7 protein-coding genes and 1 pseudogene are annotated in these 19,678 nt (G+C 67.2%); 1 reads left to right on the forward strand and 7 read right to left on the reverse strand.

Annotation, left to right across the window (positions count from 1 at the left end; genetic code table 11):
• Positions 1–9: 9 nt before the first annotated feature.
• Positions 10–1,089: an SIR2 family protein gene (locus tag IT882_RS07960; RefSeq protein WP_195691466.1), complete on the forward strand. Its 1,080-nt coding sequence runs from the start codon at positions 10–12 to the stop codon at positions 1,087–1,089.
• Positions 1,090–1,094: 5 nt separating this feature from the next.
• Here IT882_RS07960 and IT882_RS07965 read toward each other — a convergent pair whose 3' ends face one another.
• The 7 genes and pseudogenes from IT882_RS07965 to IT882_RS08000 all read right to left on the reverse strand — a co-directional run bounded on the left by IT882_RS07965 (position 1,095) and on the right by IT882_RS08000 (position 19,668).
• Complete coding sequence (locus IT882_RS07965; RefSeq protein WP_195691467.1) at positions 1,095–3,179, reverse strand: DEAD/DEAH box helicase; 2,085 nt, start codon at positions 3,177–3,179, stop codon at positions 1,095–1,097.
• The gene (brxD, locus tag IT882_RS07970) at positions 3,172–4,482 is read right to left on the reverse strand and encodes a BREX system ATP-binding protein BrxD (RefSeq protein ID WP_195691468.1); all 1,311 of its coding nucleotides are present in this window, start codon (positions 4,480–4,482) and stop codon (positions 3,172–3,174) included. Before brxD ends, IT882_RS07965 begins: the two co-directional genes overlap by 8 nt.
• Positions 4,479–7,142 (reverse strand): BREX-2 system phosphatase PglZ, encoded by a 2,664-nt coding sequence (gene pglZ / locus IT882_RS07975; protein ID WP_195691469.1) that lies wholly within the window; start codon positions 7,140–7,142, stop codon positions 4,479–4,481. Before pglZ ends, brxD begins: the two co-directional genes overlap by 4 nt.
• 3,579 nt (positions 7,143–10,721) lie before the next feature.
• Positions 10,722–13,990, reverse strand: a pseudogene (pglX, locus tag IT882_RS17350) (BREX-2 system adenine-specific DNA-methyltransferase PglX).
• Positions 13,951–14,283, reverse strand: a complete 333-nt coding sequence (locus IT882_RS07990; protein ID WP_195691471.1) for a hypothetical protein — start codon at positions 14,281–14,283, stop codon at positions 13,951–13,953. Before IT882_RS07990 ends, pglX begins: the two are co-directional and overlap by 40 nt.
• Entirely contained in the window at positions 14,280–18,215 is a 3,936-nt protein-coding gene (locus IT882_RS07995) for a protein kinase domain-containing protein (RefSeq protein ID WP_195691472.1), read from the reverse strand. The genes IT882_RS07990 and IT882_RS07995 overlap by 4 nt, the downstream gene beginning before the upstream one ends.
• Positions 18,216–18,261: 46 nt before the next feature.
• The gene (locus IT882_RS08000; RefSeq protein ID WP_135950160.1) at positions 18,262–19,668 is read right to left on the reverse strand and encodes an IS1380 family transposase; all 1,407 of its coding nucleotides are present in this window, start codon (positions 19,666–19,668) and stop codon (positions 18,262–18,264) included.
• Positions 19,669–19,678 lie beyond the last annotated feature (10 nt).

Genomic DNA, 19,678 nt, shown 5'->3' on the forward strand with positions numbered 1-19,678 from the left:
CAGGACGACGTGCATGAATGGATCGAGGGCTCGACAGGGCGAACCGTTGTCCTGCTGGGCGCTGGCGCATCCCAGCCATTCGTTCCCATGTCGAGAGCCCTGACACCCCTTGTCATCGAGTACCTCGACGAGACCTACACCGCCGACCTACCCTCGCATCAACTCTGGCGCGCGATCAGCCCCGAGGCGAGGTTACTCGGCGATGACATTGAGTATCTGTACCAAGCAGTCGAGACCCTGGGCTACCAGGAGAGCGACCCAACCCGACACTGGATCGAAGGGTTCCGCCGTCTCGGCCCGTATGACGAATCCGAAGTTGGCCGAAGAGAGTTTGCACGAGACGCTCGATTCATCACGAGCACGATCGCGTCGGCTGCGTACGGCATTATCCGGGAGCGATCCGCGTCTGCCAGCACCGATCACTTCTCCTCCCTTCTACGTGCGGGGGTGGCCGGGATCGTCACGCTCAACTACGACACCATCCTCGAAACTTCCGCTCGGGTGCACGGCATCCCGCTCAGCACAGGTGCCGAACAATGGGATGCGGGATCGCGGTGGTCGTTCCCCGCAGGCCACCTCCCGCTGCTCAAGCTCCACGGTTCAGTCAATTGGCGAGCGTCCCGCGTCGTTACGCCTACCTGGCAGATTCCGCGCGTCGGCCTCTATGAGGTTGACGATCCCGCAGCCGCCGCACCGAACGGACGGATCGACGCGAATCTCGTGTTCGGCGGTGGCAACAAGTTGCGCCCGGATGGACCCTGGCCGGCTCTATTCGCAGCATTCGAAGACATCCTCGCCGCAGCTGACGTTCTCGTCGTCGTGGGCTATTCGTTCCGCGACCCCCATGTCGACCTAGCGATGCGACGGTGGGTCGCAGGCGGCGGCGAGCGAAAGCTCATCGTCATCGATCCTTATCCGAATGACAGCGCACCGATGCAGTCAAGCTTCGGAAGCTTCCGCTACGCGCTCGATCCCGACTACGTCGCAGCGGACGGAACGGAAGGCCTGCTTCGGGGGCGCGACGGTCGCCGCATGGCACTAGTTCGCGAAGGCGTCACGAGCGGCCTCCCCCAGGTATTTGGGGATTGACCAGCTCATGAAGCTGAGTCCGGGACGTTGGCGAAAGCTATCGGCCCACCAACTACCTCCGACGCGTTGGCCCTGTCAACGAACCGTTCCGCGAGAGTCGCTCGGGCGAGGTCGGCCGGGAGAGCCGCCGAGAATTTCAGCCCCGACACCGCGTCCGGTGCGATGAACGGCAGGGCCTCACCTAGCGCGGATCCCCGAAATTCCGCAAGATCAAAGGCTGGAGCGAAGCGCATCGACTCGTTCGTCGACCTCGCCTCGAACTCATTGGGCAGCGCGGCTGCAAGGGTCTCGTGCGCACGCAAGCCCGCCATGCTCCACAGCACGACATCCTTTTCGCCGCGAGCAAGCACAAGACCCGCCGGATCGACGCGCTCGCTCCAGACCCCGCGAATGGTGCCGAGCGCATCGACCGCGCGCTGCGACATCGACGCCGGCGGATCTTCACCGAGAAGCACTTCTCGTCGCGCGCGCACCATCTCGAACGACTCCGGCAGGGGCTCGGATGACCACCGCACCTTGCCCCGATCAGCCTCGGGCTCGACGTCGACGCGGTGCCGTTGCCAGTCGACGGCGACAACCTTCCAGGCGTGGCCGGCGAGCAGCAGCGGCTTCTCGCCACGGATGACAGCGGCGTTGAGCGAGATGGGTGAAACGCCGCCAATCTCCTTTCTGCCGTGGAGCACGGTCAACTCCAAGTCAGCAATGAAGGTACTCAGCAACTCCAGGAAGTTCCGTCCACCGAAATCGCGCTCGGCGGAAGGGCCGATGAAGAGCCATCCCCCGTCCTCAGCGAGGTACCCAGAGGAGGCCAGGTATTCCAGCACCTCGGCCCCGTCTGCCATGACGGGGCTTCCAGCCCACCATTCCTGCCAGCGTGCCCGCGCGAATCGCCCTTCCTGAAGAGCGAGCGCGAGGAACTGTTGAGCGGCGATGTGCCTGGGCGCTGGCGGCGGCGTGACAGGCTCGACGAAGCCCTGCCCCCAGAGGTGAAGCAATCCTGCGGCACGAAGGAACGTCTCATGCTCCGTCGCCAAGAAGAGAGCATTCCTGGAGGCCCCTGCCCGCCGCCCTGTGCGGCCGAGTCGCTGCAGGAACGACCCGACCGAGCGCGGCGAGTCGAGTTGAATCATGCGATCGAGGTCGCCGATGTCGATGCCAAGTTCGAGGGTCGAGGTCGACACGATGACGCAGTCGCGAGCTTCGGCGAACGCCGTCTCGCTCTGCCGCCGTTCGTCCAGTGATAGTGACGAGTGCGAGATGAACGTTGTGACGCCTTGATCGCGCAGCCCGAAGGTGAGTTGCTCCGCCTGCGCACGGGACTCGCAGAACACGAGCCGCTTCTCTCCCGCGTGCAAGGCTGCAATGACGACGGCAGCATTCTCCACCGAACCGACATAGTCGAGCGCGAGGTCGGGAGCAGCAGGCGGATCGCCTGCTGAGATGACACGCCCTCCCACCCCCGCCGCAACGTTTGATCCCTGGTACCAGGTGAGCACATCCTCGGGGTTGCCGAGAGTCGCCGACAGCCCGATGCGCTGGATACGGTGCTCGGCGAGTCGCTGGATGCGTTCGAGTACGGCGACGAGGTGCCAGCCGCGATCCCCCGCAGCGAAGGAGTGGATCTCGTCGGCGATGACGACGTGCAGGTCTCTGAAGAGCAGGCGGTGGTCGACTCGACGGGACACGAGCACCGCTTCGAGCGACTCCGGCGTGGTGAGCAGAATGTCCGGCGGTTCACTCAGGATCGCACGCCGTGCACTGTCTCCGATGTCGCCGTGCCAGAGCGCGACTCGACGGCCAAGCCAGGCGGTGTACTGGTCAAGGCGCGGCAGCAGGTTGTTCAGGAGTGCCTTCAGCGGAGCAACGTAGATGACGCTCAGGCCATGCCAGCCTTCGTCGATCATGCGAGACAGCACCGGGAACGATGCCGCTTCGGTCTTCCCTCCTGCGGTCGGGGCGATGAGGAGGCAGTCAGCGCCAGAGCGCACCGGTTCGATCGAGGCGCGCTGAAGCGGGCGCAGATCCTGCCAGCCGAGGGAGTTCGCGACGTGATATTCGAGCGCGCCAGCAAGCTCGGTGCTGCTAGACATCTATCTGGATCGCGTCGAGACCGCCGATCGCCGCGCGCTCGTCGGCGTTGAGTTCTGCCTCTGCGACCACGATGGCGGATGTCTCGGCGGGCATGTACTCGGGGAACTGCTCGATCTTGTCGAGGATGTCGACGAGCTTCCGGAGATACAGGCGTGGTGCGATGCCGACCTTCCCGCCGAGTCTGCCTGCGACTGTGTCGGCGAGTCCTCCGAGATACCCGTCGGTGACGAGTGCGGCAATACGGTCTGCCTGCGGGCTCCCGGCGGCGTAGATGTCGCGAACACGCTGCCCGAGTTCTTGCAGGCTGTCCCGCTGGAATCCCAGGAGTCTGACCTGCGGTGCTCTCGGGTTGTCCCAGCGCGGATCACCGCTGAAGTCGACGCCGATGCGGGCGGCGAGCGGCGGGAGTCGCTGCACTCCCTGGGTGCCGTCGTAGAACGCAGGTGTGCCAGTGATGAGCACGTAGAGCCCGGGGAATCGTCCGGCGTCGATCTCATCGAGGAGTTGCCGCAACGCATTGAGCGACTTCTCTCGTACATCGCTGCGGACGCGCTGGAGCGTTTCGACCTCGTCGAGGACGAGCACCAGCCCGCGGTAGTCGGAGTCACGGAGCACCGCAAGGAGTCCTTGGAGGAACCCGAGTGCTCCGAAGTGGTCAAGGTCGCCGCGAACCCCGGCGACCCGGCGCACGGATGCCGCGACGTGCGGCTGCCCTCCGAGCCAGGCGGCGAGTCCGTCGGCCGTCTCGATGTTTCCGGTGGTGGTCGCCTCGTGGTAGCCGCGAAGGGCGGCGGCGAAGGCGGGGGCGGTGCGTGACACCGTTGCGAGTCGCTGCTCGAGCAGGGTCTCGGCGCGACGAGCCACCTCGCCGCGATCCGCGGCGTCAGCACCGGCGGCGATGGCGTCCTCTTCGAGGACACGCAACCAGCCATCGATGACTTCGCGGAAGGCGCTCGGGCCTGTTGCCTCGGTGGCGAGATTCTCGGTGATCCGCCGGTAGATGGTCTCCAGCCGATGCAGTGGGGTCTCGGTCTCCGAGATTTGCACCTCGGCGGTGGCGAAGCCGCGCTGCTTCGCCGTCTCGGTAAGCCAGCGGGCGAAGAAGGTCTTGCCAGCGCCGTACTCGCCGCGCACTGCTTTGAAGACGGCTCCGCCATCGGCGGCGACGTCAAGTTCGTCGTTCAGCGCGAGCTGGAAGCGGTCGAGCCCGACGGCCATGACGTCGAGGCCGCGCTGCGGGACGGTTCCGCGCCGGAGCGCGTCAATGATCTCTCGACGTCTGCGTGGGCTGATGACTGTCACGAACCGCTCCCCAGCTCAAACTGCTCGCGGAGCAGCACAACGTCGAGGATCACAGTGACGCCGTCCGCATCGATGTCGATGACCGGGTACCCGTCGATATTGAGCACTCGTCGGAGCGCGGCAAGAAGGCCCGACATTGTCGCGGACGGAATCCCCGCGTTGACAGCGAGGGTGTCACGGTGGGCACGTCCGCCACCGCCGACAAGTGTTGCCACGATGGTCGTCGCGAGGGCATCATCGACGGGGTGGCGGCCAGCGATGCCTCGTCGCGCCTTGTATGTCGCGCTGTCGATCAGTCGCTCGGCGAGACTCCCATCTTGCGGCACGGGGGTCGCGGCAGCTTCGGGCTCGAAGTCGAACAAAGTGGAGCCCGCGGGAACCTTCGGCGCCCTCGGCTTCACCACCTTGGGTGGAGAGGAGGCTGCCTCCGCCACGGGTCTGGCGGGTTCGTTCCACCATGTTGGCTCCTGCGGTGGCGCTTCGACCCATCCCAATGGGTCATGCGCGCCGCGCGGCTTGAGCACAACGATCGGGATCGTGAGTTCGGCGAGCGATGCGCCGCCGTGGTATCCGGCCTTCTTCGAGGCGTAGCGGAGGCCATCGGATACCGCAAGCACAGCACTCCCGCCGGGTGCGAGCACCCTGGGGCCGGTGACGAGGATCTCATCGGCAGATGCCGGGCCGGTCGAGGGGTCGCGCCATCGTGCCGACGATTGAGGCACGCTGCGCAGATCGCTTCCGCGTTCGACGATGTGCCCGTGGTCGGAGGTGAGGATAACGATTCGCCCCGCATCGTGTGCGGCCGCGAGGATCGCTTCGAGGTGGGCGACCGAGTGCAGCGTCCAGCGGAGCGCGTCGACGTCGGCACTGGCAAGGGCGTCGTCGATCGTGTTCAAGACGACACCGACAAGTTTCCGCCCGGCGTCAGCGATCGCATCGGTGACTGCAGGCGGGAGCGCATGCCCAGCTTGGGCGCGAAGGTCATCCTTATGAAAGACGATCCCCCCGGCCGCCGCGGCGAACCGCGCCTTCTCGGTCTGCTGGTTGCCCGCAAGCAGCTCACCAGCGAAGAGCGATGTACGCGAGTACTCGGTGATGGTGGGGAGGACAGCGAATGCTGTACTCCGCCGGAGCGTCGACTCACGGACGAGTTCGATCCAGCCCCGCGCGGGAACCTCGACGGCGAGTTCCACGGCCGTCGGTGCGCTCATCCCGTCGAGCACGATGATGAGGACGCGGTCGCGCACGACAAGCGGCACGACGAGCTGCGACAGAAGCGACTCGACGGGCAGCACCGCGCCGTCCGCCGCAAGCGCCCCTGTGAGCACCTGGGCGGCGGCAGCATCTTGCTCGCGGCGCACATGCTGCACTGCGTGCGCAAGCGCTCGGTACGCGTGCGCGAGGCCACGATCAGTGTCGCCGTCCCAGATGTCACCAAGGGCGCGCTCCGCCCACGCGCCATCCGCCGCATAGGCGAGGATCGCCGCGTTCAGCCCGGCTGTGGGCGTGGTGACCTCACCAAGCCAGCGCACGAGCCGCGCGGCCATCCGCGCGGTGTCATGTGAACGCGCGAATGTGGCGCGAGCCCCGTGCGCTTCGATGGCGGCAAGCGCTGCGTCCACGGCAAGGGAGGCTCGCGCGCCGGGCGCAGCCGCTGCCGCCTCGATCGCCGTGGCGAACTCGGCCACTCGCGCACGAAGGCCCGCAGGCAGGAAGTCGGACGACGCGGCGCCCTCCCCCCAGCCGAGGTCGCCGCAGAGCGCTTCGGCCTGTTCGAGCACCTCGCGGGCGTGCGGATCACCATCCGCAAGCCAGCGCTGTGTGATGAGCTTCGCCGACGCGCCATAGCGCTGCGCGGCCGCGGCGCTCGGCGCGGTGCCGACGTGCTGCTCCGCGCGCACCCGCGCAGCAGCGACCGTCGCATCGGGGGCAACCGAACCGGCAGCCCACAGCTCCCCTACCACGAGCCCAACGGCGATCGCCGAGATTCGTCCCGGCGCACTGGCGGCGCGGAGCGCCATCGCGAGGTGCGGATCGACATGCGCCGCAACAGCCCGGATCAAACCGGCGCGGGCGTCCTCGTCGAGGTCTGTCAGCCGTACTCGTACGCCCAGGTCATCGAGTGGCGCGAGCGCGGTCGAAGATTCGAGAGCGTCGAGCCGGTCGAGCCCGAGCAGCGCGACGAGGATCGATCGCACAACGTGGTCGGCGGAGAGCACCCCGCCCGGAGCCGGGGCGTACCCACGGTCGCGCCGCAGGGAGGTCAAGAGGCGCGGAACCCACGGGCCAAGGTCGCGCACGGGACGAGCTGCGGCATCCCGCACTCCGAAGAGGGCGGGCACGATGTTCCACTCATCGAGGTCGGTGACCTTCTGCTTCTCGGCGTCGAGCACGACGGCTGTTCCCAGCTCAGCCTCCGTGAGGGCGGTGAGCACCGCGACGAACTCCCCCTCGCCTGCCGAACGCATCGCGTCGAGTGCCGCGAGCCCCGAAATGCCCTCCACGACCCGCACTCTTGCGTCCCCGAACTCCAGTACCGGGGCGCCCGACCAGGTGGGCTGGGCGCGCACGAGGATCGTGCGCGAGCGTCGGCGCGTGCCCCCGAGCCACGCGGCAAGGTGCTCGCGCAGGGCGGTCTCGGTGGCGATCGGGGCGGTCATGATCACTCGACCTGCCACGTGATTGTGACACTGCCGTCCGAGCCGGCTTCCTGTTCGATCTCAGCACGCAGTTCCTCGAGCACGCCGCCGAGTTCCGCGACGGAGGCGGTGCGTCGGTGCTGCTGACCCCCGGGTGGAGTCGGTGTCGGTCGCGGAACGGGTGCTTGAACCACGAGCGCGCGCGCCTTCGCCGCGACATCACGGAGGCGGGGCTCAAGCGGCACGACCGACTCGTCGACGTTGGCGGCCTCACGCAACAATCCGAGTGCCGCCTCGAACCCAGCATCGCCGCGCGACTGCGCCGCCCGATGATCCCCCAGTCGAGGCCGGCCAGCTCACGGGAGAGTCGCTCGGCTGACCCGTGCGCACTCCCGAAGGCGGTGAGTTCGGCGGGAAGGTCGAAGGTGGCGAGTGTCTCGATCAGTGACTTGTCGCCACTCGCAGATGACAGTGATTTGACGAGTTCCACGACACGACGGGAGGTGGCGAGACGGCCGGTCGCGCCGGTCTTGTCGATGCCGAGCATGTCGGCATGCGCCTCAAGCTGGCCGACCAGAGCGCCGATCTGGCTCCCCGCGAGCTGCGTGCGGATGACCCCAGCGAACCGCGAGACGGCGCGCGGAGTGAGGTTCACCTCACGCGCGACGCCGAAGACCGACCCGGCCCGCTCCGCAGCGAGGCTCCAGTCCGCCTCACTCGGCAGGTTCGCCTTCCGTGGAGTCGACCCGTCCGGCAGCGTGCCGATCGCGGGCGTGCCCGCGCCCGTGAACTCGTAGTTGCCGAGCAGCGCCCAAGTGATGAGGATCGCGTCTTGCATCCCCCTCGTCAGGCCCCAGGGGGCGAGCTTTGCACGCAGCCCCCCGACGGTGATCGCCGTGCCGAGCTCGCCCTCCCAACGAGCGAGGTTGGCGCCCCATCTGAAGTTCGCGGCGTCGACGACGAGCACGTTCTCGTTTCGTGCTCCGAGCCCGAGGGGCACGATGATGTCTTGCGCGAGTCGCTGCTCCACGGCGGCGAGTCCCTGCCGGCGGCCACCCGCCTCAACCGTCGAGGTGACGAGCGCGAGCGCCTCGCCGAGTCGGCGATCCGTGACCTCATCACTGCCGAGGTCGGGGTGCTCCGGGAACTCATGCTTCCACGCCGTCTCCAGCGCATGCCGCAGACCGGTGAGCAGGGTGCCGGTCGGGGGCGGCGCGATCGTGAGCCCAGGTATCAGCGCGGAGTAGATCTCGTTCCCGCCAAGATCGCTGCCGACATTCGCCTCGTCGGGAGCGTTGACGCCGTAGGCCTGCCGGAGCGCCACGGCCAGCACCTCTCGCAGCGTGCGCCGCTGGGATTCAAGTGTCTGGCGAGCGGGCCCACGATCAGCCTGGGCTAGGTGGTCGGCGTTCTGGTCGAAGCGACTGCCGGTGAGCAGATACTCGAGCAGCACAAGCTTGCCGAGGTCGCCTTGGCGCGCGTCGGAGAGGAAGTTCGGAATCCACGCGATGGTGTTCGCCGAGCGTCCGCCTTCGCGGAGCTTCCGGAGCCGTGCGACATCGTCGGCCGGTGAGTGGGTCCCGCTGTCGTAAGGGAAGTCGATGACGGCGTGCCACTCGCTGTCACCGTGGATGAGGTCGCTTTCGAGCACTTCGGCCTCATCGCGGACGTTGCCGAACTTCACCGTGACCGTGCGCTTGTGGCCACGCCAGACGTGCGGCAGTTGGCGTCCGACGAGATTGTCGGGCGGAAGCTGGAGCTCTTCGGCGATGAGCTTGCGGATGAGTTCCCGACGGGTCTGCTGGTTGTCTTCGGTGCGGACTCGGTCGAGGATCGAGTCGTAGTCGACGCCGCTGAGGGTTGCGGTGATGATCGGGTCGGCCCCGTCGCCGATATGGATTTCGCCGAACTCGCCCGCCCAACCCCGCACGAGGCTAAGCACCTGCTCCGCCTCGGTGCCGGGGATAAAGGCGTCGATGGTGCCCCAATTCAGGGCCGCGAGCTTCGCTGCGGTGAGGTTTTCCAATGACTTCGCCTCGGGCGCGAGCGCGGCGATCAGCACGGTCTTCGCCAGCCGGTCTTCGGTGACGAACGCGTGGCCGCGAGGAAGCCCGGCGATGTCGCTCTCGGCGAGCCCGTGCTTGCGGAGCAGGTAGAGCAACATCTTCGTCCGGTAGAAGCGGGCGGAGATCGCGAAGTGCTGCTTCATCTCTTCGGTGAGCGGCTGCGAGCCGCCGAGCACCACAGGAGCGTAGAGGTCGCCGACGGGGATGACGTCCCGCACGAGCAAGCTGTCGCGGCCACGGCTGAGCAACTCGGCCATGAGCTTGAGCGCGGTGCGCTCGCGCTGCATCAGGCTGGAGAGGGCGACCATCGTGTCGACGAGTGCAGGGCTGAAAGGGTAGACATCAGCGAAGGCCCGCTCGTCGGAGTTCGCGTCATCGCTGAGCAGGTAACCCCACGCCGCATAGTCGCGCTTGACCTCGGTGAGCGCCTGGCTGAGCGTCGCAGCGGCGGCGGGTGAAACCGGCTGGAGGAGTCGTTGTTTGACGATCTTCGGCAGGTCGGCGGCCTGAAGTCGGATCTTCGAGAAGCGATCCTCCCAGTACTGGAAGAGCTGCCCCTGGGCGACCCGCTGCGCGCCCGCGACATGCGAGCCGAGGAAGTCGCGCAGGTCGCGCTGCCGGGCGAGGAACGAGGCGATCGGGATCGGGAGGTTCGCGGCCGCATTCTCGGCGAGCTGCACGACCTTCTCGATCTCACCCTGCACCCATGCCTGGTCGGCGAGGTGCTGGCCGAGCCAGAGTACGATCTCATCGATGAGGAAGACAAGCCCCTGATAGCCGATCGACTTCGCGTGCGCAGTCAGCGACTGCAAGCCTTCCTTCATGGGCAGCCACTCACCGGAGCGTCCGTAGCCGCCAAAATAGGCGGCCACGAGGTCGCCGACGAGCCGATCCCGATCCGCATGTCCGGGTGCTTCCGACGCGGCGGCGTCGAAGCTCGCCGCATCCCATGCTCCGCCGAGGTCGCCCCAGCCGGAGTCACCGCTGCCGAGGCCCTCGAAGAAGGGCTCATCGCCCATGCGTGAGCGCAACCCTCGCGCGTCGGCGATCAGCGAGTCACTCGCGTGGAGCACCGGCGGAGGGGCGTCAGGGTGCCTGCGGGCCACGGTGTCGAGGTATCCGCCGAAGATCGCGTCCTCGAAGGAGCGCGCCCCGAGCAGGTTGTAGTCGAGCACGAGGAGATTCCGCTCCAGCGTGTCCTGCCGGGCGGCGACGATAGGCGCGAGGCCAGGGATTTGCCGGGCGGGGATGCTGCCCGAGAGCAGCAGGTGGAGCACCGCCATGTAGTGCGACTTGCCGGAACCGAACGAGCCATCGAGGAATGCGCCGCGGGAGGACTGCCCGCGCAGCGCGCTCGCGACGAGGTCGAGCCCATCGCCGATCGCGCCCGCGATCGCGTCGGTGACGACGTAGTCCTTGATGGTCTGCTCGTGCCGGGCGACACCTTCGTCGAGCTTGATGACGAAGTCGGCGGCCTCGACCCGCTCGGGCAGGTGGATGAGGTCGCGCAGGGGCGAGTTCAGGGTGTACTCGGTCATGATGCGCTCCTCCTCCCGCGCGCGGGAGCCGCTGGCCGCCAGGCGGCGACGGCATCTCTGCCGAGGGCGAGTCGGCCGAGCAGCGTGGTGGTGATACCCGCGACTGCTGTGGCGGGGCTGACGCCGGTGCGGGCGTCCAACTCATCGTGCCACTGCTTCAGCCACGGCTCGATCTCGATGAGCGCACCGACGAGCGGGATGACCTGCTCGTCGGGTGCCCCGGCACGCGACAGGTCGTTCGCAAGTCGGGCGATCGCCTGCCCGCGCTCGCCGTGATCCCACCCGGCCCACCCATACAGCTCGGTTGCGTCGTCGACGAGCTTGCTGCCGGGGAATGAGATGAACCGCTCCTTCGGGACGTCCAGCTTGCCGCGCGCCGACCAGTACGACGTCCTGAGAAAATCTGCGGGCGCGTACTTGGGCGGCACCGGCACGTCGACACGTTCGCCGCGGTCCTCGGCTCGCTGCAACTCCCACGTGCGCTCCCATATCCGGAACTTCTCGATGCCGGATGGCTTGTACCTGAGCGCCGCGAGCCCCGGAACGGCCTCACCCGCGAGGAGCTTGCCGACCTCAGCGGTGAGGTCGTAGTCCTGCGAACCGGTGTGGATGACCATCAGCTCACGGAACCGCTCGTCGCGCCGCAGCTCATCCGCAACCTGCGCGCCGGAGCGCACCACCGGGCGACCAGAGCCGTCATGCCACAGTTCGGGTGCTTCGAGACGGTCGAGAAGTGCGATCCTTACGGCATCGGCGACAAGTTGATCCCAGCCTTGGGTCTCCCACTTCCGCTTGAAGTCCGGTGTTTCGAGCAGGCGGACGGATGAGTTCGCGTCGATTTCAGCGAGACGACGCTCTACAAGTTTCGCGTAGTCAACGTCCGCGAACTCAGGCACGGCATCCGTGGTCACGCTGGCAAACTCATCGAACCAGCGAGTTACGAGCTCACCGGCAGCCACTCGTCTGGCGAGCCCGATCTCTACGGGTCGTTCGCCGACCAACAACACCTGCTGAACCTGATCGGCAGATAGTGCCTCAAGCTCAGTAAGCCCGTACGCGTGGTAAGCCGCCCAATCGAGTTCTTCCTGAAGCGCGATCATCAGCGCGCGTATGTTCCACCAGCGCTCACCTGCACTTCTCAAGGCACCTGCGAGGCGCTCTGACGCTTCGAACGCGCTCGGCAACAAGCTCGCACTTTCCTGAGCCAGTTCGTCAAGTCGAGCTGCGTACTTCTTCAACGAGGTGGGTGTAAGAGGAAACTCATGGAGTTTCGTGGCTGTGAACTCATAGAAGTCGCGCCACTTCTCGTCCTTGCTACTGCCTCCGCCGGGGCCGCCCTTGTTGTGGCTGACCTGCTTGAGCCAGAAGCAGGCGACAGAGGAGTTGAGCACACCGAGCAGGTCGTAGTGGTCGTCCTCGGTCGCTCCCCCGGCAGCTTGATCACGGGCGCGGACTTATTGAAGACTCCTGGCTCCCGTGTGAGAACGAAATGATTGTGCGTTGCAACGAAGGCGAACGTGATGAGACGATCCGAGTTGAGCCGCGGGTGATGAACAAAGGCATACTCACCCCACCACTGTCCCCGCTCGGTCGGAGTCTGCCCAAAATAGATCACCGCGTCAAGCGAGCTACGATACGGCCAATAGCTTGCCGAGTTCCGCTTTGAATCCGGAACGAGGTAAGGGTTCAGCACCAGTCGAGAATCCTGCACACCCCAGTCGCGAACCCCCTGCCCTTCTACATATGGACGCGCCGGGATGGACTCCCAGCGCATTGATCCGGTCGGAGAATCACGGACGTGAAAATCGTCCAACCCCGTTATCGCTACGAAGCCGATGTTCTCGGCGACGTGCCCGAGTGTCACGCTGCTACGGCGCTCAATGGACTCCTTCAGACCTGCCGCCCCGCCGCCCGAGAGCGACCACGGGAACACGGCGTAGGTCACACGTGACATGTCTGCAACTGAGACGAATGGGCCCTCGTAGCCGGGGCGATCGAGATGCTCGACGATGTCCCGCCAGACGGCACCGTCGGCGGGAACAGCCGGTTGACCGGGTTCGCCCCGCACACCGAGCACTGCCCGAACCGAATCGAGGTGTGGTTTTCGCGGCCGCCCGATGAGAACGACGGTCGGGGTGCCGTGGCCAGGGATATACGCACCGGAGGTGTCGATGATGTGGCTGAGGTCGACGTACTCCGGCGACATGCCGGTGAACGTGCCGGACAGGAACTGCTCGATGAGCTTCTTGCCGAACTCTCGCTTCATGAACGAGTTCGACGTGATCTGCCCCACGTAGCCTGCGCCGCCTCCGTTGCCCCGCTTCGCGAGGCGGAACAGCAGTTCCATGAACGGCACCGACAGCGCGTACTTTCCGTGGCAGGTCGAGTACAGCGCCCGGTACTGGTCGCGAAGCTTCGCGTCCGGCGGCTGGATGTACGGGGGGTTCGCCACGACAACGTGGTATTGGTCTCCGGCGAGGATGCCCGCGTACTCGCGCAGGTCCTCGGTGTCGTACTCGAAGTACTCGCCGTCGCCCAGGTCAAGCGTGGCCGACGGGTTCACGCTCCCGAGCAGCGAGTCGCCGATCGCGAGGTGGTAGCGGAACGCGGGAGCGGCGGTCAGTGTGCGGATACCCGCCGCTTTGATCGCGGCCACGGTGAGACGGAAGCGTGCGATCGCGATCGCGAAGGGGTTGAGGTCGACGCCGTGGATCGAATCGAGGGCGCGCTGCACACGCTCGCCCTTCTCCACACCGGGTGCGGTCTCCGCCCACGCCGCCGTGAGCCGGTCGAACGCGCCGAGCAGAAAGTGACCGGAGCCGCACGCCGGGTCGATGAGTTTCAGGCCCGTCAGGCCGAACTCGGCGATCGCAGGGGTCAGGGTCTGGCCGAGGATGAACTCCTCCACGAAGACCGGGGTTTGCAGCAGCGCGTAGGTCTTCTTCGCGTAGCCGGAGAGATCCTGATAGAGGTCACCGAGGAAGCGAGTGCCGAGGTCGGGGTCGCTGAAGTCGTGCACCAACTCGCCGCCAGGGGTCGTCCGGCGGAAGAACGCGATCAGGGCGTCCGACGCGGCCGCGGAGATCGGAGCGTGCCACACCGGCGAGTGGTCCGGGTCGACGAGCGGTCGACCTGCCGGCAAATCGGCGAGAGTGTGGAACGCATCCTGCAGCCAGTCACGGCTGGTGGCAGTGGGAGAAGCCGCGTAGAACGCCTGCTCGCTCTCTACTGCCCGCTCCAGCCCGTCTCCGGGGCCGCGATCCACGGCAGCGCGACCGGGCGTGCGTCACGCTGCGCACCGGCGAGGAGGCCATTGTCTTCCGCAAAGCGGATGAACACACTCGCGATGATCCAGGCGACCGCGGCCTGCGACACCTCGCCGTCGCGCCAGTCGATCCAGGCGAGGCCGGTGCGCTCCCGGCGCATCGCCGCGTCGTACTCGTCACGGAGTCGCTTACCCCACGGGTTGCTCGCGTCCTCGGCACGAGCGCGGAGATCCGACTCAAGCGCCTTCAGTTCGCGCTTGAGGTCGGCAAGGAGGAGTGGGGAGTCGATCACGTGCGGCCGATCTTCTTAAGTGCGGGAGTCTTCGTGGTGGTGTCGACAGGCTCGACCTCGGAGGGGAACGCGTCGAGGGAGAGCTCGAGCCAGCCATCCGCGCCGAACGGGAACGGCACGCCGTCCAGGTCGGGAGTGCCGCCGGAGAGCGGCCGCGGGAGGAGAAACCAGCGCGCCGCTGCGCGCGGGGTCGCCAGATCGGTCACTCTCGTAATGAGGTCAACGAGGCCAAGCCGGGCGAGCACAGCGGTGTTGAGGAAGATCACCGGATCGGGCGCCGCGAGCAATGCGTCCCACACCGGGGTGATCGCGAGGCGAGCGAGCTGGAGAAGGTTCCTGCGATCCTGCGAGCCCTCGGGCTGCCCGTCGGCACGGAGCACGATCGGCCACTTGATTCCCTTCGCGTCCGCGGTGACCTTGATCGCATCGAGCGCGACGTCGGCGAGGTCGACGACCCTCAGGCCATGCTCTCGTGCGAGCCGTGTCGCCGTGGGCGCGAGACCGTGCTTCCGTGACACAACGAGAACGAGCGACCCTTTGTCGCGGACACAGCTGGCGAGTCGTGAAGCGATCGCCGGGTCGGCCGCCGAGCGGCCCCAGGTCGTAGAGGTGTTGGTGTACGTGACGGACTGGAGATCGCTGTCGCGGAGCTTGTACTTGCCCTCGCCATCGCGCCAGTCGAGGTACGGCATCGCGGCCCTGACGGCGGTGTCGAGCGCGGGCCGACCTGGGACGGCTTGCACGTCGGGGAACCGGGCGCGCACGCGCTGCTCGATCGTCACGACCGCAAGCTCACGGGTCGCCGCCCCCCGAAGCGCCAGCTCGACCGCGCGCGCCGGGTCGAGACTCGCCCGGTAAGCCTCCCCCATCGACGAGACCCTGCCCGTCGCCGACAGCCCGATCGCGAGCTGCGCGACTCGCGCATCGGGAAGGCGCAGCGACGGTGCGTCGCTGGCGAGCAGCGTCTCCCGGAGCCGCGGTGCCGGGACGACATCGTCTTCGGCAAGAAGCTGATCGACAAGGTCGGCATGGCTCAGCAGGGCTTCGAGATACAGCTCGGCATCATCGAAGGACATCCCGCTACCGTCATCCGGCGCGTACGCAATGGCCGTTCGGGAGCGATCACGCACGGTCTGGAAGACGAACTGGGGCGCACTCGACCGGCTGTCGAGTTCGAGGACCGCCCGAACGACCTCCCCGGCCGCCTGTCGCCGCGTATCATCGCCGAGCGTCGAACCGTACTCTCGCAGCAGCTTCGTCGTGACTTCGTCGAGCGTCGCGACACCGCCGAGGTCGCGCACCCAGCGGGCCGCGTCTTCCGTCGCTGCCTTGAGCGTGCCGTTCTTCCTGATCCGCTTGTAGCGGTTCTCGCTCGACTCGGTCGGCTTCTGCGAGATCGTGCCGAGGTACGACTCGACCGGGCGACGCCCGGGTACGACCGACGCGTCGATTTGGGTCGTGGTCTGACTGAGTCGTTCGCGCCAGTCGCGGATTCGAGACGCGATCTCACGTTTCACCTGCTCACCACGACCGCGAATCTGATTGATCTCCATCGGGTGCACACCGAGCAGCTCACCAACGGTGGTCGCCTTCACCCGTGACAGCGCAGAAAGGGCTCGGGTGCTCAAGCCCGCCTCGGTGAGCTGGGTGTCGAGCGTGACGGCGGCCGCCTTCGCGTCATTCGCCTCCGCCTCCTCCTCGCGCGTGTCGGCGCCCGCAAGGGCACCGATCCACGCCTTGCGCATCGCGTCGAGTGATGCGTGTCGATCAGCGGCCGTCGGAGCCAATGCCGTGCGGAAGAAGGCGACGAGCCCCTCCGCCACGCCGGGGTCGAAAGACGACGCTTCCACGACAGTCGCCTCCGCGGCGCTCCCAGGGGCATCGCCAGAGGGCCACCAGATCGGATACGAGGTCGCCAGCTCGAACAGCGTCACCGCGATCGCGAACCGCTCGGCCGCGCTGTCGTACTGCGGTCGCCCACCCGAGCCCAGGTACGGGTCGAGATAGGGGCGCGAACCCGAGCGCACGTTCGCGAGTGGCTCCTCCGCGAGCGAGAAGTCGAAAAGGATGAGACGGGGCTTACGAGTGCCCGGGTCGGACTTGACCGCGAGGTTCGACGGCTTGATGTCCCGGTGGAAAACACCTCGTTCTTCTAGGTGCTGCGCCGCCTCGAAGAGGTCGGACGCCCATCGCTCGAGCTGCTCGATGGTGGCCTTCCCCTCCAGCCGGATGCGGTCGGAGAGCGTCTCAAGCCCGGCATCCGTCATGAGGAGCCCCTGGCGGGTGCCGACTGCAAGCGGACCGTCGAGTCGCTTCACGATGCGCGGGTGATCGAGGCGGTCGAGCACGCCCGCCTCGATCGCGAGACGCGCCGCCGCCGCGTCGTCCTTAGCAAGCTTCAGGATGACGTGCTCGTGACCGCTGTCGTAGTCGGAGACTTGTAGCGCGACGCCGGTCGATCCCGAGCCGCGTCGCTTCTCTATCTCGAAGCGGTCCCCGACGATGTCGCCCACTGCCGCATCAAGCGGGTCGCCTTGTACTGGTGCTGGTGCCTCCTCATCCCGCTCACTGCGGCGGGCCTGCTCGAAGCTCGTCTGGAACTCGCCGATGTCGATCGTGCGAAGCATCTCGTGGAACGCGGTGGCGCTCAGAATCGCGTTGGCGACCGCATCGGAGACTTCGGGGAGCACGGCGCGCGGGTCAAGTCCGGGAGCACCGGAGGCGATGAGCGACTCCAGGGCTGCGAGATTCGCTGCGGGAGCCTTCTGCGTCAGGATCAAGTAGGCGACGGCACCGACGCCGTAAACGTCGAGCGACTGCGCCGAGTCGGGGGTCGCGCCACGCAGCGTCTCCGGAGCCAGGTACAGCACCGCGTCCTGCTCGACGTGCGCGAAGACATCCGTCACACCCCGCGAAATCTCGGTCGCGGTCGTCGTTCCCGCCTCAGGGCGACGCGCAAGATCCCAGTCGCGGATGCGCAGGCTCGGGATGCCGTCGGAGCTGACCTTCACGCGGACGCTGATAGGCGAGAGCGCGCGATGAGTAAGTCGCTGTCCGTGCGCGAAGCGCACCAGCTCGGCGAGCTGCTGCACGATGCGCTCTCGCGCCTCGAACGTGAGGTCAGCGGCACGCGTGTCGAGATAGTCGACGAGGCTCAGCTCGTCCGCGTCGAACGCGAAAACGAGAGCGGGGCCCTCCTCGGGGGTAAGGAGTTCGGCAGGGCCGATGACACCCGGGTGGACGATGCCGTCGGTGAGGCGGAACTCCCGCTCGGCTCGGCGGTCGATCTCCGCCCGAACATCCCGGCTCGCCCCCTTGGGATAGGGAAAGAGTCGGATGCGCCGCTTTGTCTTCGCCCGCGGATGCGTGACCAGGAAATCCTGCCAGCCGGGGCCCTCACCAAGCGGCTCGCCGGAGTCGAGCGCGTACTGGCCGATCATCCGCTGCTTGGCGCGGGGCATGAGGCCGGCCGCGTTCATCAGCGCGTCGATGGCGTTTGCGCGCTGGCGGTCGATCGGATCGCGGGGCGCTTGCGCCAGCAGCACAGAGAAGTTCTTCGCCGCACCGAGGCCATGCACGTTGACGCCATCGAGCGCCCAGACCGACTCTGCGCCGAACTGGTCAAGACGGATGCGTGAGTCGCGACCGTGGAGGATGACCGCCTCCGCCACGAACGGCACCGTTCCGTGCGGCGCATTGGCTGAGCGCGCAATGTCTTTGAGGACGCTCGCGAGCCGCTTCGCCTTCGCATTAGCGAGGATGCGGGGGTTTCGCTCGACGCGACCCGCATGGAACCAATCCTGCTGGTTGCCGGAGACCTCGCCGTGCCACCCCTTTAGCCTCGATCCACCGATGAGCCGTGGGTGTGCCGGGGCGGCATGATCGGGGCGCGGTGACGCGTCGAGGGCAGGGTTGAGTTCCGGGCGTCGCATCCCGGTCGTCCACTTGGTCCTCGGTCGTGCCGCGTTGCGGCGATGGTCAGGTGGTCACCGTTGGCGGTGGCGCGTGCGTGGCTGTGAAGAGCCGGTCGAACGCGGTCTGCCATGGCCAGGCCTCGGGCAGGTGCAGCGTGATTCGGCGCGCGGAGCGCGCCAGCCGTGCGGGGACGTGGATCAGGGTGCGGCGGATCGTCGCGGTCGTTGCTCTCGCGAGCCGTCCCGCTCGGTCGGCGACGAGACCGGCAGCGCGGGTGAGGTTGAATGCGATCACGGCGATGACGAGCCAGGCGCTGTTCGCGGTGAACACCCCGGAGGGCAGGTGCGCGAGCGGCCCCGCTTTGAGGTCGGCGTGGACCTGCTCGATGATCGCGTGACCGCGGTGGGTCTTGTCCGCGGCCACCGTGTCCATCACCTCCTTCGCTGTGGTGGTGAAGAACGCGTGATGCCGGTAGACGTCGAACAGGGTCGGCTGCTCCACCTGTCTCGGGTTCAGATCGGGGATGCGCCGCACCACCAACCGTCCGGCGACCTGTTCCGCCTTCTTCCTCGAGCGGAACGCGGTGAACGGGACCTCGGCGACCTCGGCTTTGGAGATCAGCTGCCCGGTGGTCTCGTCACGGATCGCGTCGGTGTACTCGATCATCTCCCACGCATCATCCGGGATGGTCGCGATCGCGGCCTTCACCGCCGGGTCCATCCTCACGGTCACCGACACGTCGGCGCCCGCCTTGATCGCGGTGCCGACGGTCGCGTGTCCGTAGAACGCGGAGTCCGCCCGCAGCAACGGCCTGGCCCCGGTCGCGGCGCGGGTGCGGCGCAGGGTGGCGAGAGCATCGCCGACGATCCGCGCGGCCCCCTTCGGGGACCCGGTCTTCCCCTGCCGCAACCGCTGGGCCAGGATCACCGGCGCCGACGAGGTGGTCGATGCCGTGGCGAGGAGGGCGTTCAGCCCCCGGACGCCGGAGTACCCGAAACCGGCGCCCTGCTTCTGGTATCCGTGGACCTCGATGATGGTGTCGTCCAGATCCACCATCACCCGCTCGCCATCGCCTGCTCGGAGCAGCGGCGCGTCGACAGCGAGATTCGCGAACACCCGGGAGGCGACGGCGTCGAGCTGGCGGACGTGTCCGAACCGGAACTCCCGCAGGAACGACCCGAGCGTCGACGGCGCATACGTCCGGTCGAACAACCGGCCCATTCCGCCATGGCGGAGCAGGTTCATGTCGTCGATCGAGTCCGCCCCGGCGAGCATGCCCGCGACCAGTGCCATCACCTTCGCACCCGCGTTGGCGCCCTTATCCGTCGGGACGCTCAACCGCTCACGCGCGAGCTCGTCCAACCCCGCGGAACGCGCCAGGCGGAGCATCGGCACCAGCCCCGCGGCCGACACGAGATTCGGATCATCGAACACCGCAGACACTGCGGCGGGGGCGTGCTTGAATTGCATCTACGAGATG

The sequence above is a fragment of the Microbacterium schleiferi genome (assembly GCF_015565955.1).
Taxonomy (GTDB): Bacteria; Actinomycetota; Actinomycetes; order Actinomycetales; family Microbacteriaceae; genus Microbacterium; species Microbacterium schleiferi_A.

Bases quoted from the DNA above. Each gene is read 5' to 3' on its own strand.
- IT882_RS07965 (WP_195691467.1), bottom strand. From the start codon at position 3,179: ATGTCTAGCAGCACCGAGCTTGCTGGCGCGCTCGAATATCACGTCGCG.
- IT882_RS08000 (WP_135950160.1), bottom strand. From the start codon at position 19,668: ATGCAATTCAAGCACGCCCCCGCCGCAGTGTCTGCGGTGTTCGATGAT.
- pglZ (WP_195691469.1), bottom strand. From the start codon at position 7,142: ATGACCGCCCCGATCGCCACCGAGACCGCCCTGCGCGAGCACCTTGCC.
- IT882_RS07995 (WP_195691472.1), bottom strand. From the start codon at position 18,215: ATGCGACGCCCGGAACTCAACCCTGCCCTCGACGCGTCACCGCGCCCC.